The 13,307-nt window shown below is 72.6% G+C and carries 14 protein-coding genes and 1 other RNA gene; 3 read left to right on the forward strand and 12 right to left on the reverse strand.

The window, feature by feature from the left end; genetic code table 11:
- Window positions 1–61: 61 nt before the first annotated feature.
- From GA0070562_RS30255 to rnpB, 3 genes are all read right to left on the reverse strand, one after another.
- Window positions 62–223 carry a DUF6331 family protein gene (locus tag GA0070562_RS30255; RefSeq protein WP_175438730.1) on the reverse strand — a complete coding sequence of 54 codons (162 nt, stop codon included), beginning with the start codon at window positions 221–223 and terminating at the stop codon, window positions 62–64.
- 81 nt (window positions 224–304) lie between these two features.
- Window positions 305–691, reverse strand: coding sequence for a hypothetical protein (locus GA0070562_RS14695; protein WP_091421258.1), 387 nt, complete (start codon window positions 689–691; stop codon window positions 305–307).
- A gap of 165 nt (window positions 692–856) precedes the next feature.
- An RNA gene (rnpB, locus tag GA0070562_RS14700) (RNase P RNA component class A) lies at window positions 857–1,265 on the reverse strand.
- 111 nt (window positions 1,266–1,376) lie between these two features.
- On the opposite strand from rnpB, the gene GA0070562_RS14705 reads away from it, so the two are divergent.
- Window positions 1,377–2,138, forward strand: coding sequence for a sulfite exporter TauE/SafE family protein (locus GA0070562_RS14705; RefSeq protein ID WP_091421261.1), 762 nt, complete (start codon window positions 1,377–1,379; stop codon window positions 2,136–2,138).
- A gap of 28 nt (window positions 2,139–2,166) precedes the next feature.
- Here GA0070562_RS14705 and GA0070562_RS14710 read toward each other — a convergent pair whose 3' ends face one another.
- Window positions 2,167–3,390: an MFS transporter gene (locus GA0070562_RS14710; RefSeq protein WP_091421264.1), complete on the reverse strand. Its 1,224-nt coding sequence runs from the start codon at window positions 3,388–3,390 to the stop codon at window positions 2,167–2,169.
- Between the two features lie 56 nt (window positions 3,391–3,446).
- On the opposite strand from GA0070562_RS14710, the gene GA0070562_RS14715 reads away from it, so the two are divergent.
- The gene (locus GA0070562_RS14715; RefSeq protein ID WP_091421267.1) at window positions 3,447–3,914 is read left to right on the forward strand and encodes a MarR family winged helix-turn-helix transcriptional regulator; all 468 of its coding nucleotides are present in this window, start codon (window positions 3,447–3,449) and stop codon (window positions 3,912–3,914) included.
- Window positions 3,915–3,958: 44 nt separating this feature from the next.
- Here the strand turns inward: GA0070562_RS14715 and mctP are convergent, their stop codons facing one another.
- The 7 genes from mctP to GA0070562_RS14750 all read right to left on the reverse strand — a co-directional run bounded on the left by mctP (window position 3,959) and on the right by GA0070562_RS14750 (window position 10,683).
- Window positions 3,959–5,614 carry a monocarboxylate uptake permease MctP gene (gene mctP, locus GA0070562_RS14720; RefSeq protein WP_091421270.1) on the reverse strand — a complete coding sequence of 552 codons (1,656 nt, stop codon included), beginning with the start codon at window positions 5,612–5,614 and terminating at the stop codon, window positions 3,959–3,961.
- Window positions 5,615–5,672: 58 nt separating this feature from the next.
- On the reverse strand, window positions 5,673–5,915 hold the full coding sequence (locus tag GA0070562_RS14725) for a DUF3311 domain-containing protein (protein ID WP_091421272.1): 243 nt from the start codon (window positions 5,913–5,915) through the stop codon (window positions 5,673–5,675).
- Between the two features lie 126 nt (window positions 5,916–6,041).
- Window positions 6,042–7,193 (reverse strand): bifunctional RNase H/acid phosphatase, encoded by a 1,152-nt coding sequence (locus tag GA0070562_RS14730; protein ID WP_091421274.1) that lies wholly within the window; start codon window positions 7,191–7,193, stop codon window positions 6,042–6,044.
- Between the two features lie 5 nt (window positions 7,194–7,198).
- Window positions 7,199–7,936 carry a zinc ribbon domain-containing protein gene (locus tag GA0070562_RS14735; protein ID WP_091421276.1) on the reverse strand — a complete coding sequence of 246 codons (738 nt, stop codon included), beginning with the start codon at window positions 7,934–7,936 and terminating at the stop codon, window positions 7,199–7,201.
- Window positions 7,926–8,783 (reverse strand): Nif3-like dinuclear metal center hexameric protein, encoded by an 858-nt coding sequence (locus GA0070562_RS14740; RefSeq protein ID WP_091421278.1) that lies wholly within the window; start codon window positions 8,781–8,783, stop codon window positions 7,926–7,928. Before GA0070562_RS14740 ends, GA0070562_RS14735 begins: the two co-directional genes overlap by 11 nt.
- Window positions 8,784–8,875: 92 nt before the next feature.
- Complete coding sequence (locus tag GA0070562_RS14745) at window positions 8,876–9,457, reverse strand: flavoprotein (RefSeq protein ID WP_091421280.1); 582 nt, start codon at window positions 9,455–9,457, stop codon at window positions 8,876–8,878.
- The gene (locus GA0070562_RS14750; RefSeq protein ID WP_091421282.1) at window positions 9,454–10,683 is read right to left on the reverse strand and encodes a helix-turn-helix domain-containing protein; all 1,230 of its coding nucleotides are present in this window, start codon (window positions 10,681–10,683) and stop codon (window positions 9,454–9,456) included. Before GA0070562_RS14750 ends, GA0070562_RS14745 begins: the two co-directional genes overlap by 4 nt.
- A gap of 233 nt (window positions 10,684–10,916) precedes the next feature.
- On the opposite strand from GA0070562_RS14750, the gene GA0070562_RS14755 reads away from it, so the two are divergent.
- Window positions 10,917–11,588, forward strand: coding sequence for a bifunctional DNA primase/polymerase (locus GA0070562_RS14755; protein ID WP_091421284.1), 672 nt, complete (start codon window positions 10,917–10,919; stop codon window positions 11,586–11,588).
- Between the two features lie 934 nt (window positions 11,589–12,522).
- On the opposite strand, the gene GA0070562_RS14760 is transcribed toward GA0070562_RS14755, so the two are convergent.
- Window positions 12,523–13,254, reverse strand: a complete 732-nt coding sequence (locus GA0070562_RS14760; protein WP_091421286.1) for an FAD:protein FMN transferase — start codon at window positions 13,252–13,254, stop codon at window positions 12,523–12,525.
- Between the last annotated feature and the right edge of the window lie 53 nt (window positions 13,255–13,307).

Consider the following 13,307-nt stretch of genomic DNA (forward strand, 5'->3'; position numbering starts at 1 on the left):
GCGACCACTCACCAGCGTGAATCGACCCGATCCGCGCGCTCGGGTCGACAGGCTCGACTGCTCACAACGCGTCGCCGGCCGCCAGTCCGGCATCGAGCGCGGTCAGGAAGTCCAGCAACTCACGCCGGGCGGCCTCGTCATGTGTGCGGTGGTTCAGGAAGTCCGACGTGACGCAACGGGAGCTGTCCTCGACCGCCTCGATCAGCTCGGCCAGCTGAGCCATGGCAGTCCGAGACGCCCTGCGAGCAGGGGCCGGCCGGGCCTCATCACTGCTGGTAGCACAGCAGCGGCTCTTGGTTCCGCTTCAACTCAACGCGAAGTCCTTGATGCCGGTGGCGATCGCCGAGACGGTCCCGATCAGACCCGTCACGGTGGCCAACCTGGCAGCTGGGGTCGCCCATGTCCCACGACTGAACTCGGCCCATCGGCGGTTCCAGAAGAGCAGCTTGAACTTCTGCCATCTGTGCTCGCGTATGTGGCACCCGAGCAGCAGTCCGTAGGAGTTGTTACGGCAGAAGGCTCCCCGCTTGCGGGTACCGGCACCACACCACGCGGGTGCCTGTAGCAGCGACCATACGACCACTCCGGCGGACAAGAAGTAGAGAAGCTCAGGACCGGCGTTGCCGGACCACCAGACGGCCATCAACGCCAAGAGAGCGAGCAGTCCCCAGTACCGGCGAAGGATCTTCATACCGGATCAGTAGTTGATCGATGACGACCAGTAAACAGCTCTGACGGATGTTGGTCGTCAAGTGGTCATCCGGTCGGATGGCTGCTCGTGGGCCCCCAACGACCAAGTGCACCCGAAGAAACACCAGGTCGACCACCGCACGTAGATGGTTGACCTGGTGGGCGACGGACGAGTCGACCTGTACGCCGGATTCTGTGACCGGCACGCCCGTAGGCGCACCGGCGGCGGCCATCCATCTCGGCCTGCCGTTGCCGGCAGGCTCCAGCGGCCTACCCGCAGACATCGGGCGGGCAGCCCTCAAGCGTCTGCGCGGGTCGTCATCTTGCGGTGACGGCCCTTTCTTGGCCTTGCTCCGGGTGGGGTTTACCGAGCCACCCCGGTCACCCGGGGTGCTGGTGGGCTCTTACCCCACCGTTTCACCCTTACCGTCCCGTTACGGGCCGGCGGTCTGTTTTCTGTGGCACTGTCCCGCGGGTCACCCCGGGTTGCCGTTAGCAACCACCCTGCCCTGTGGAGTCCGGACGTTCCTCGGCGACGGGCCGGAGCCCGTCGACGCGACCGCCCGGTCGACTCGTCCGTCGCGCCCTCATCCTAACGACGTACGCGCCGCGCCCATTTCCGCCCCGGCGGGCCGAGCGCGGGGCGACGCCGTGACACAACGGGGGCGTACTAGCCTCGGGGGACCATGGACCTCTCCGACGCCGCGCTCCTGATCGCCGCCGGTCTCGCCGCGGGCACTGTGAACGCGGTGGCCGGCGGCGGCTCGCTGATCACGTTCCCGGCGATGATCGCCACCGGCCTGCCGCCGGTGGCGGCGAACGTCTCCAACTCGGTGTCGGTCTTTCCCGGGTACGTGGCGAGCGTTGCGGGCAGCCGGGTGGACCTGCCGCGCGGGCGGGAGCTGTGGTCGCTGCTGCCCACCGCCGTGCTCGGCACGATCGCCGGGTGCGCGCTGCTGCTGGCCACGCCGGCTCGGGCGTTCGAGCTGGTGGTGCCGTTCCTCGTGCTGGGCGCGACTGCGGTACTGGCGTTCCAGGGGCCGCTGCGCCGCCTGGTCGGTCACCCGGAGCGGTTGGGCGCGCGCCGCCGTACCGTCACGGTGCAGACCATGGTCGCGCTCGGCACTGTGTACGGCGGCTACTTCGGCGCGGCCCTCGGGGTGATGCTCGTGGCCGGGCTGGCGCTGGTGCTGGACGCGACGCTGGCCCGGGTGTCGGCGGTGAAGAACCTGCTCTCCGCAGTGGTGGGGCTGACCACGCTGGTGGTGTTCGCCCTGTTCGGCCCGGTGAACTGGGCGGCCGTCGCGGTGGTCGCGCCGGCCACCCTGTTCGGCGGGTACGCGGGCGCGCGGCTGGCCCGCCGGCTTCCGCAGGTGGTGTTGAAGACGGTGATCGTGGTGTTCGGCACCGCCATCGGCTTCTACCTGCTGTGGCGGGCGCTGACCTGACGCCGGCAGGCCGGGGCCAGCGTCCCGGTCAGTACGCCTCCCCCACCGGCTCCTCCGGCGCGTGTTCGGTCCGGCTGGCGGCCCGGTTCCAGATGACCCGTTCGCCGTAGCCGGCCGCCATCAGGTGACCGAACGCGAGGTAGGCGAGCACACCGGCGGCGAGCACGCCGAAGCCGACCCAGAACGGAAGCGCCAGGCTGTGCTCGGCCAGCTTGCCGGAGATGATCGGCGCGGGCGCGGCGGCGCCCCAGCGGACCAGGTTGAACGCGCCGGTGGCGACGCGCCGGTCGGCGGAGCCGAGCCCGAGCGCCAGGTCGGTCAGGTTGGCGTTCGCCAGGCCCATGAACAGGCCGGCGACGACGAGGACGACGAGCGACATGGCGGTGCCGGTGGAGGTGGCGAACAGGACCATGCAGACCAGCAGGCCGAGCAGGGCGACGCCGACGGTCTGCACCGCGCCGATGCGGTGTGCCAGCCGGTGCCCGATCAGGAGGATGCCGGCGGCCAGGCCGAGGCCCCAGCCGGTGAACGCCAGGCCCAGCGGGATGACGTCGAGGCGCAGGAACAGCGGCGTGTAGCCGAGCACGACGAAGAAGACGAAGTTGTACGCGGCGGTGACCACGCACAGCGTCACGAACGCTGGTCTGCGGTACGTGGAGAAGATCTGGCCGAGGCGTACCGGGGACTGTTTGTTGGCGGGTTCGCGCAGCTTGCGGGCGGCGACGCCGAGCGCCAGCACCATGAACACGCCGCAGACGAAGAACGGCAGCCGCCAGCTCACCTCGCCGAGCAGTCCGCCGATCAGCGGGCCGACCGCGAAGCCGAGCCCGAGCGCGGTCTCGAACAGGCCGACCACCCACTCGCGGTCGTTCGCCAGGTTGACCAGCACCACCATGGCGGTGGCGAAGAACATCGCGTTGCCCAGGCCCCAGACGCCGCGCAGCACGGAGAGCTGCACGATGTCGTTGCTGAACGAGGCTCCGATCGCGGCCAGGCCGACCACCGAGACGCCGGTGACGAGCACCGGCTTGAACCCGAACCGCCCGCTGGCGAGCGTCGCCGGGATCATGCCGACGGCCATGACCGCGATGTACGCGGTGAAGAGCAGCTCGACCTGCCAGGCGGTGACGCCGATGGCCTCGCCGATGGCGGGCAGGATCGGGTCGACCACGGCGATGCCGGCGATGGCGAGGAACGCGACGAGCGCGGTGGCGTAGATGGCACTGCGGTTGGGCTCGGATCGGCGATCCACTCCGCAACCTCCCAGATAGCTGTATGGTACAGGTATTTTTCTTGTATGGTACAGCTATGAGCGAGGACGTCCACGCCGCCGAGGTCACCCTCGGCCGGATCGAAACCGAGGTCGCGCTGCTGATGCGCCTGGGCGAGGCCACCCGCCGGGGCACCGGCACGATGGAGCACCGGCTGCTCGACCGCGCCGCGTACGTGATCCTGCGGCACCTCGACGCGGCCGGCCCGCAGAACGTCTCGGCGCTCGCCGCGCGGCTGAACCTGGACGGCTCCACAGTCACCCGGCAGGTCTCCGCGCTCCAGCGCGACGGGCTGATCTCCCGTACCCCCGACCCGGCCGACGGGCGCGGCACGGTGATCTCCACGACGGCGGCCGGGCTCCAGCGGATGGCCGCCGTGCGGGCGGCCCGCACCCGGCTGTACGGCGACATCCTCGCCGCCTGGCCCGAGGCGGACCGGGAGACGCTGGCGGACATGTTGCACCGCCTCAACGAGGCGCTCGACGCGCGCAACCGCCGCCGCTGAGGCGCGAGGCGGGCCCCCACCCGACGGGCGGGGGCCCGCCTCCCCTACGCCACCGGCTCGCGCGCGGAGTCCGCGTCGCGGTCGGCGCCGGGCGTGACGCGCGGGTCGCCCTCGTCGGCGAAGTAGTCGTCCGGCGTGGTGCCGTCCGGCCCGTCGGCCACCTTCGCGGCGCGCAGCACCAGCGTGAGCAGCGCGGCCACCACCAGGTTCACCAGCACCGCCACGATGCCCACGTAGATGGTCTTCGGCGTGTCGAAGCCGAACTTCTCCAACGGGAACGCCGACCCGGCGAAGTGCTTCTTCCCGGTCGCCGGGTTGCCGATCTGGTAGAGCATCCACATGCCGAGGCCCATGCCGGCCGCCCAGCCGGCGATCAGCGCGCCCCTGTGGAACCAGCGGGTGTAGAGGCCCAGCGCCACCGCCGGCAGCGTCTGGAGGATGATCACGCCACCGATGAGCTGCAGGTCGATGGAGAACTGCGGGTCGAGGAAGACGATGCAGGCCACCGCGCCGACCTTCACCACCAGCGAGGTGATCTTCGAGACGTTCGCCTCCTGCGCCGGGGTGGCGTCCCGCTTCAGGTACTCCTTGTAGATGTTGCGGGTGAACAGGTTCGCCGCCGCGATCGACATGATCGCCGCGGGCACCAGCGCGCCGATGCCGATGGCCGCGTACGCCACCCCGGCGAACCAGTCCGGGAACTGCTGGTCGAACAGCAGCGGCACCACCGTGTTGCCGTCGGTCGTGCCCTCCTTCGCACCGGGCAGCGGCTTCACGTTCGCCGCGATGGCCATGTAGCCGAGCAGCGCGATCAGCCCCAGCAGCAGGCTGTACGCGGGCAGCGCGGACATGTTCCGCTTGATCACGTCGCGGTTCCGGCTGGCCAGCACACCGGTGATGCTGTGCGGGTAGAGGAACAGCGCCAGCGCCGAGCCGAACGCCAGCGTCACGTACTGGATCTGGTTGTTCTGGTTGAGCAGGATGCCGTCGCCGGGCGCGGGTGACGCCTGGAACTTCGCGTCGGCGGCGTCGAAGATGGCGCCCCAGCCGCCGAGCTTGTACGGCAGCCAGATCACCGCGACCAGGATCACGATGTAGATCAGCGAGTCCTTGACGAACGCGATCAGCGCCGGCGCGCGCAGCCCGGACTGGTACGTGTACGCGGCCAGGATCGCGAACGCGATGATGATCGGCAGGTGCCGGGCCAGCGCGCTGTCCCCGGTCACGCCCATGGTCTTGAGCACCGCCTCGATGCCGACCAGCTGCAGCGCGATGTACGGCATGGTGGCGACGATGCCGGTGATCGCGACCAGCAGCGCCAGGATCGGCGAGCCGAACCGGTTGCGGACGAAGTCGGCCGGGGTGACGAACCCGTGCCGGTGCGAGACCGACCAGAGCCGGCACAGCACCAGGAACACCAGCGGGTAGATGACGATCGTGTACGGCACCGCGAAGAAGCCCGCCGCGCCGGCCCCGAAGATCAGCGCCGGGACCGCCACGAACGTGTACGCGGTGTAGAGGTCACCGCCGACCAGGAACCAGGTGATCCAGCCGCCGAAGCTGCGACCGCCCAGCCCCCACTCGTCCAGGTGGGCCATGTCCTTCGGTCTGCGCCACCGGGCCGCAACGAAACCCATGGCGCTGACCAGCAGGAACAGCAGTGAGAAGACGATGATCTCGGTGAGGTGGTCCCGCCACATCACTGTGCCCCCTTCGTTCGCGACTGCGGGGCTCGCAGGCCCGGCTCACTCCTCGCGCTCACCGGTCACCCCGCTTCTTCGTCATCTGGTAGACGAGCGTGGTGGTGCCGACGCCCAGCAGGATCCAGGCCAGTTGCAGCCAGTAGAAACGCGGGAACCCGAACAGCCGGGGCGAGTCGGCGTTGAACAGTGCCGGGATCAGCGGCACCACGATCGGGATGAAGAGCAACCAGTTCCAGGGACTCTTGTCCTTCGCCCTGGATCGCGCCGTGTGAAGCGCCTCCGGTTCCGGTGCGGCCATGTGACACCCTCCGGGCATTCGTAGCGGGCCATGTGACGGCCGGAGGCTACGACCCTGTGACGGGGGTCACGTCCGATCGGAGGATGCCGATGCGCCAAACGGCCGCCGACATGCGCCGAGCGGCCGTCAGACGTCCGTGAGGTGCGAGGTGTCGTTGACCGAGCGGACCGCTACGCCACCGTCCGGGTACAGGTCCAGCACCGAGATGCCCGCCGTGTCCAGGTAGAGCCGGTGCAGGAACGCGTCGCCGGCGGCGAGCGCGTCGCGCAGCACCAGCTTGATCGGCGAGACGTGGGAGACCACCACGACCGTCTCCCCCGGGTACGCCGACCGCAGCCGGTCGACCGCCCGCCCGGTCCGCTCGGCGACTGTCACGAACGACTCGCCCTTCGGCGGCGCGACCCGGGTGGAGGCGAGCCAGGCGTCCAGTTCGGCCGCCCAGCCCTCGCGTACCTCGGCGAACGTGTGCCCCTCCCAGACCCCGAAGTCGCACTCGATCAGGTCGTCGTCGGTGCGTACCGGCGGATTTCCGACCTGCGCGGCGACCGCCTCGGCGGTGGCCGTACACCGGGACAGCGGGGAACTGACCACCGCGGCGACGGACGGCGCCAGCGCGGCCACCCGGGCGGCGGTGGCCCGGGCCTGGGCCCGGCCGCGCTCGGTGAGCGGCACGTCGCCCCGGCCGGAGTAGCGCTTCTGCACGGTGCGCTCGGTCTCGCCGTGCCGCACGAGGATGAGCCGGGTGGCCTCCTCGGTCGGGCGCGGCTCCCAGGAGGCGGGCGTGGTCGCCGGGTCGGTGCCGGTGGCCCGGACGACCTTCGCCTCCCGCGCCGCGGCCTTCCCGGTGACGGCCGGTACGACGCCGGAGGCGGCGGCGTCCATTGCCGCGTTGGCAAGGGCGTCGGCGTGCCGGTTGCGTTCGCGGGGCACCCAGGTGAACCGTACGGCGGCGAAACGGCTGACCAGCCCGGCCGCCTGGGCGGCGAGCGGACGCAGCCCGGGGTGCTTGATCTGCCAGCGGCCGCACATCTGCTCGACGACCAGCTTGGAGTCCATCCGCGCCTCGACCTCGGCCGCGCCCAGCTCGGCGGCGGCCTCCAGCCCGGCGATCAGGCCCCGGTACTCGGCGACGTTGTTCGTCGCCGTACCGATCGACTCGGACCGCTCGGCCAGCACCTCGCCGGTCTCCGGATCCCGGACCACAGCGCCGTAGCCGGCCGGACCGGGGTTGCCCCGGGAGCCGCCGTCGGCCTCGATCACGACCGCGCGCACCGCCACGGCGGCTACAGTCCCGACTCGTTGGTCCGGACCATGATCCGCCGGCACTCCTCGCAGCGGACCACGTCGTCCGGGTCGGCCTTGCGGATGCGGGCCAGGTCGGCGCCGGACATCTCCAGCCGGCAGCCGCCGCAGCGGCCACCGGTGAGCAGCGCGGCGCCCATACCGGTGTCCTCGCGGATCTTGTCGTAGAGGCCGACCAGGTCCGCCGGGAGGTCACCGGCGAGCGGCTGGCGGGCCGTGCGCTTGAACTCCTCCTCCTTGGCGATCTCCGCCAGGGTCTCGTCGCGGCGCTGCTCGGTCGCGGCACGGCGCTCGCGGGTCTCGGCGAGCCGGCTCTCGATGCCGTCGAGCACACCCTGCGCGGTCTCCCGCTGCTCCATCAGCTCCAGCTCGGCGTCTTCCAGGTCGCTCTGCCGGCGGTTCAGCGAGACCAGCTCGTGCTGGAGCGCCTCCAGCTCCCGGGCCGGGCCGCTGCCCGAGGCCAGGCGGGCCTCGTCCTTGCTCTTGCGCGCCCGCACCTGGTCGACGTCCTTCTCGATCCGGGCGATGTCCCGATCCAGGTCGTCGACTGCCACCTGGGCGCGGACCCGCTCGTCCTCCAGCGCGGACAGCTCACGCGCCAGGGCCTCCAACTCGGCGCGCTCCGGCAGGCTGCGGCGGCGGTGCGCGAGCTGGGCCAGCGCGGTGTCGATCGCCTGGAGGTCGAGCAGGCGGCGCTGCACCTTCGGGTCAGCCTTCACGTCGGGGCTCCTTGTCGTCCGGCCGGGGCGCGGCGGCGTGCACGGTCCACGGGTCGGTGTCCAGGTCGGACACCACGGTCTCGACGTCCAGCTCGGCGGCCAGGAAGGCGGCCAGGTCGTCCAGCCAGGGTCGCTCCGTCGCCCAGTGGGCGGCGTCCAGCAGCGCCGGGCCACCGGCGGCGAGGTGTTCCCCGGCCGGATGGTGGCGCAGGTCCGCGGTGAGGAACGCGTCCACCCCGGCCGCGGTCGCCTCGGCGAGGAAGCCGTCCCCCGAGCCGCCGCTGACGGCGAGGGTACGAACCATACGCCCGGGATCCCCGGCGGCGCGAACTCCCCAGGCGGTGACCGGGAGCACGGCGGCGGCCAGCCGGGTCAGCTCGGCGAGCGTCATCGGGGTGGGCAGCTCACCGATGCGGCCGATGCCCCGGCCGGGCCCGGCAGCGGGCGAGCCGGGGCGGGGCGGGTGCAGCGGGCGCAGCCCGGTGAGCCCGAACCGGGCGGCGAGCGCGTCGGACACGCCCGGGTCGGCCACGTCGGCGTTCGTGTGCGCCACGTGCAGCGCGACGTCCGCCTTGATCAACCGGTGCACGATCCGGCCCTTGTACGTGGTGGCGGCCACCGAGGAGACACCGCGCAGCAGCAGCGGATGGTGCGCGACGATCATGTCCGCGCCGGCGTCGAGCGCCTCGTCCACGGTCTCCGGGACCACGTCCACCACGCAGGCGACCCGGCGTACCGGGCGGTCGGGCTCGCCCAGCACCAGGCCGACGCGGTCCCACTCCTCGGCCCAGGCGGGCGGATAACGGCGGTCCAGGGCGGCCACGACGTCGGCAACGGTTGTGCTCACGGGCGGCCAGCTTACCGGCGTCCGGGCCGGTACACGCCGTCCGTCGCCGGGCGAGGCCCCCGGCGTCCGCCGAGGGCCGCGCCCATCGCAGGTCAGCCGACCGGGGCGACCGGCCGGTCCGCGCCGCGCAGGGCGGCCAGGCCGGCGTCCCAGGGGAAGGCGTCCGCGCGCCGCTCCCCCGTGCCGGGCGGGTGCAGGCGTACGACGTGGTCGCCGAAGACCACCCGCACGCCCCACTGCCCGAGCCGGTCGAGGCTGGCCCGGAACGCCGGGTGCGCGGCCATCGCCTCGTTCGTGTACGGCACGGCAGCGATCGGCACCCCCATCCCCTGCGCCTCGATCAGCAGGCCGAGCGCCAGGGTGTCGGTGATGCCGACCGCCCACTTGTTGATCGTGTTGACGGTGGCCGGGCACACCAGCATGGCGTCGGCCGGGGGCAGCACGTCCAGGTCACCCGGGTTCTTGTAGTGCGTACGGACCGGATGCCCCGTCTGCCGGGCCAGCTCCGTCCGGTCGACGAACTTCGCGCCGTCCGGCGTGGTGACCACGCAGACCGCCCACCCCTCCCGCTGGGCGAGGTCGACCAGCCGGCCGACGTGACGGGCCAGCGGCGAACCGCAGGCGATGACGTAGAGCACGCGCCGGTGCCCGTTGGCGGTCTCCGGACCGCTCATACTCCGACTCCCATGTGCTCAGCCAACTCCGCGATCGGCGAAGGCGGCGCACCACGTGTGCGACGGAGAATCTCGGACATCAATTCGTGCGCTATCGGCCGGCACCGGATCTCGGAGGGCGCGAGCCGGTCACCGCGCAGCAGCATGTCCGCCGCGTTGGCGACGTCACCGATCTGGGAGTAGCCCCGGGCCAGGTCGAGCAGGTGGTGCGCGCGCCGCTCCGGCAGCAACGCGTTGAACGCGGGCTCGGACAGGCGCATGTGGGTCTCCACCGCCCGGCCGCCGTCGCCCAGCTCGACCGCCGCCGCCGCACGGTGCAGCTCCAGGTTGGTCGGGCCGAAGGAGGTCCAGTAGTGGTTGTGGTCGCCGCCGAGCATGGTGGCCGCCTCACCGGCGCCCGCGAGCAGGTCGTCCACCGTCGCCGAGTCGCCGATCCGGGCGGCGGCCATCGCACCCTGCAGCAGCAGCATGCCGTACACGGAGAGCCGTTCCGGCCGGACGTCGTTGTCGCCGCCGGGCGCGAGCCGCCCCGCGATGCGGACGTTCAGCTCCAGCGCGGGGCGGGGGCGGCCCATCGCGACGAGCGCGTTGCAGACCCGGGTGGTGGCGATGCCGGCCAGCAGCGGGTCGTCGGCCCGCTGGGCCACCGCCATCGACCGGTCGGCGGCGAGCCAGGCGAGGTCGCACTCGCCGAGCTTGCGCAGCACCGAGGAGGCGATCTGGTAGACCTGCCCGAGCAGGTGGGCGGCCTCGCGTACCTGGTCGCCGGCGGCGTAGCCGGCGTCCGCCGCCTGGGCGTCGCGCAGCAGCTTGGGCAGCGCGCGGGTGAGCATTCCGTACCGGCCGTACTGGTAGGTGAGCCAGGCGTGGTTCACGGCCTTGCGCATGTCGGCCAGCGGCGGGGGGTAGGGCGCCGCGTCGAAGTAGGCGCTCATCGAGTCGTACCGCTCCAGGGCGGTGCGGATCTCCTCCACCTCGACCTGGTCGATGCAGTTGAGCGCATCGGTACGCCGCTCCGGGTCCTTGCCGTGCAGCAGCTGCACGTCGATCTGGAGGATGTCGGCGATCTCGTAGAGCACGGAGAACTTGTCCAGCCGGCGCACGCCGCGCTCCACCTTGTCCACCCAGCTCTTGGACTTGCCGAGCCGGTCGGCGAAGACCTGCTGGGACATCTTGCGGCGGCTCCGCCAGTACGCCACCCGCCGGCCTGTGGGCAGTTCGTCCATTCCCGCTCCCTCCCCCTCACGGCGCCGGCCGGTCCCCCCACGTCCATCAGGCTCGCGCCGATCGCACAGGTTGTGCGTCCACCGTCCAGCCAATTCTCGTAGTTTTCGTGCAAGTTGCACCGACCGTTAGTCACCTCAACGAGCGTGGGTTACGGCAGTGACGGCTTTCGACGTGTTGCTTGTGGACGGTTCGGCTTGTGGACGGCTCGGCGGGACCAGAGGGGACGGCAGACATGTGGAGGAACGTCCGACCGCGCGTCGCTCACCTGTCGCCGCTGGAACGGGTCCGGCTGCGCCGCGTCGCGGTGCGGTACGCGCTGCACGACTGGCCGGTCACCCCCGGCGCCTGCCTGGCGAACAGCCGGTTCGTCTGCGGCCGGGCCGGCTGTCCCACGGTGGGCTGCCACCCGGCGCTGGAGGACTGGGAACACGCCGCCAGCGCCGACCCGGCCCGGGTGGCCACCTGGTGGCGCAACCGCCCGCACGGCATCCTGCTGCCCACCGGCCGCGCCTTCGACGTGCTCGAGGTCGCCGCCCACCTGGGCCGGCAGGTCCTGGAGGCGGTCGCCACCCACCCCGCCGGCTTCGGCGTACGCGGGCCGGCGCTGGTCACCCCGACCGGCCGCTGGATGTTCCTGGTCCGTCCCGGCGACCCGCTGCGGCCCGAGCTGGAGCACTGCTTCCACGTCGTGCGCCACGGACCCGGCTCGTGGATCCCCGCCCCACCGACCCGGCTGCCCGAGGGGACGGTGCGCTGGGTGGTCGCCCCGGAGCAGGCCCGTTGGCAGCTACCCGACTCGTACCTGGTGCAGAACGCGCTGATCGCCGCGTTACGGGCGGCCGGCGTGACGCTCGGCGCCGACCTGTTCCCCGGCCATCTCCCGCTGCCCCGCCGGGGCCGCTGACCCCGCCTCGCGCGGCCGGTGACCCCGCAACGCGTGGCCAATGCCGAGCATCCTGACTGGTCACGGCCGGTCCGGTGACCCGGACGGGTGGCCGATGCCGAGCGTCCTCCCTGGTCATGGCGGGTCCGGCGACCCGGACGGGTGGCCGACAGCGACCTCCCCGGCACCGGACTCGTTGTCCCTGGTGAAGGCGCGTGTGCGCCAGAGCGGGGGTTTGACCATGTCCAGGGACGACGCTGCCCGCCACACCGGCGGTACCGAGCCGGCGCGGCCCCGCCGCCGCCTGCACCCGTGGGCCTTCACCCGGCCCCTGGGCGTCCGCCCCGGCCGCCCCCGCCCCACCGGCTCCCGCCCCGCGATCCTCCATCGCCCCCTCCGCTGACCCACCCAGCCCACCCGCCTCCCCCCTCCTCGCCCGCCGCCGGTGATCAAGGGGTTTGTGTCCGCCCAGAACGCTCCGGAGGACACAAACCCCTTGATCACCGCGCCGAGCGCGGGCCGGGGGCGGGCCGAGCGCGAGGCCGGAGGCGGGCCGGGCGCGGGGCGGGCGCGGGGCCGGAGGCGGGCCGGGCGCGAGGCCGGAGGCGGGCCGGGCGCGAGGCCGGAGGCGGGCCGGGCGCGGGGCCGGGCGCGGGGCCGGGCGCGGGCCGAAGGCACCCAAGAGGCACGGGCAGGGCTGACGCCGGAGCGCGGGCCGGAGGCGACCCGCGGCGGCCGGAGGCTGGCCGAGGCGCCCAGGAGGCACGGGCAGGAGTGCTGGCGCCGAAGCGCAGCCGGAAAATCGACCGCGCCTGGCTCCCCGACGCATCGTTGATCATGAGGTTAGCGGTGCGACACGCCGGGCGGCGGTGCCGCCAACTTCATGATCGACGGGGCGAAGGGCGGGGCCGGGGGCGGGGCGGGGGCAGGGCGGGGCGGGGCAGGGCGGGGCGGGTCAGGAAGGCGGGAGGGTGGGGAGGGTGCGGGAGTGGTGCAGGTGGGCTTCCTCCGTCACCACGGCGTGCTGCCAGGGGGACGGCAGGCGGTCCAGCCAGGCCAGGCCCGGTGCGCCCATTGCCACAGCGGCTGTCGCGTACGCGTCGGCCACGCCCAGGTCCGGGCCCACCACTGTCACCGAACGCAGACCGGTCGCCGGTACGCCCCGGCGCGGGTCCAGCACGTGGTGGCCGCGCTCGTACACGCCGGAGGTGGCGACCGCGATGTCGGTGCCGGTCAGCACCAGACAGGTCGCCGCCGCGTCCCAGGGATGCCGCACCCCGATCCGCCACGGCTCACCGTCCGCGTCGTGGCCGCGTACGCGTACGTCGCCGCCCGCGTTCACGCAGTGGTTCGGTGCGCCCGCGGCCACCAGCCGGTCCGAGGCGACCTGCGCCGCCCAGCCCTTGACGTAGCCGGACGGGTCGAGCCGGCCCGTCGCGTACGCGTCGAAGAACCCGTCGGTGGCGGTCCACAGGTCGGCGCAGGCGGCCAGCACGGCCCGCAGGTCGGCGGAGGCGTCGGCGGCCCGCAGCTCGCCCCGGTCGACCCGGCACACCTCGCTGTCGTCGCGGTACGTGCTGAACCGCGCGTCCACCTCGCGCAGCCAGCCGAACGTGTCCTCGGCCAGCTCGTGCAGGGTCTCCGAGGGCAGGTCGTCGGCGACGTCGAGGCTGATCGCCGTACCCATGATGTGTTCGACCAGGCGCAAGCCGGGCCGGGCGGCCGGACCGGGACCAACGA

The organism is Micromonospora tulbaghiae, assembly GCF_900091605.1.
GTDB lineage: Bacteria > Actinomycetota > Actinomycetes > Mycobacteriales > Micromonosporaceae > Micromonospora > Micromonospora tulbaghiae.

Bases quoted from the DNA above. Each gene is read 5' to 3' on its own strand.
- GA0070562_RS14695 (WP_091421258.1), bottom strand. From the start codon at position 691: ATGAAGATCCTTCGCCGGTACTGGGGACTGCTCGCTCTCTTGGCGTTG.
- GA0070562_RS14755 (WP_091421284.1), top strand. From the start codon at position 10,917: ATGTGGAGGAACGTCCGACCGCGCGTCGCTCACCTGTCGCCGCTGGAA.
- GA0070562_RS14705 (WP_091421261.1), top strand. From the start codon at position 1,377: ATGGACCTCTCCGACGCCGCGCTCCTGATCGCCGCCGGTCTCGCCGCG.
- GA0070562_RS14750 (WP_091421282.1), bottom strand. From the start codon at position 10,683: ATGGACGAACTGCCCACAGGCCGGCGGGTGGCGTACTGGCGGAGCCGC.
- GA0070562_RS14745 (WP_091421280.1), bottom strand. From the start codon at position 9,457: ATGAGCGGTCCGGAGACCGCCAACGGGCACCGGCGCGTGCTCTACGTC.
- GA0070562_RS14760 (WP_091421286.1), bottom strand. From the start codon at position 13,254: ATGGGTACGGCGATCAGCCTCGACGTCGCCGACGACCTGCCCTCGGAG.
- mctP (WP_091421270.1), bottom strand. From the start codon at position 5,614: ATGTGGCGGGACCACCTCACCGAGATCATCGTCTTCTCACTGCTGTTC.
- GA0070562_RS30255 (WP_175438730.1), bottom strand. From the start codon at position 223: ATGGCTCAGCTGGCCGAGCTGATCGAGGCGGTCGAGGACAGCTCCCGT.
- GA0070562_RS14715 (WP_091421267.1), top strand. From the start codon at position 3,447: ATGAGCGAGGACGTCCACGCCGCCGAGGTCACCCTCGGCCGGATCGAA.
- GA0070562_RS14725 (WP_091421272.1), bottom strand. From the start codon at position 5,915: ATGGCCGCACCGGAACCGGAGGCGCTTCACACGGCGCGATCCAGGGCG.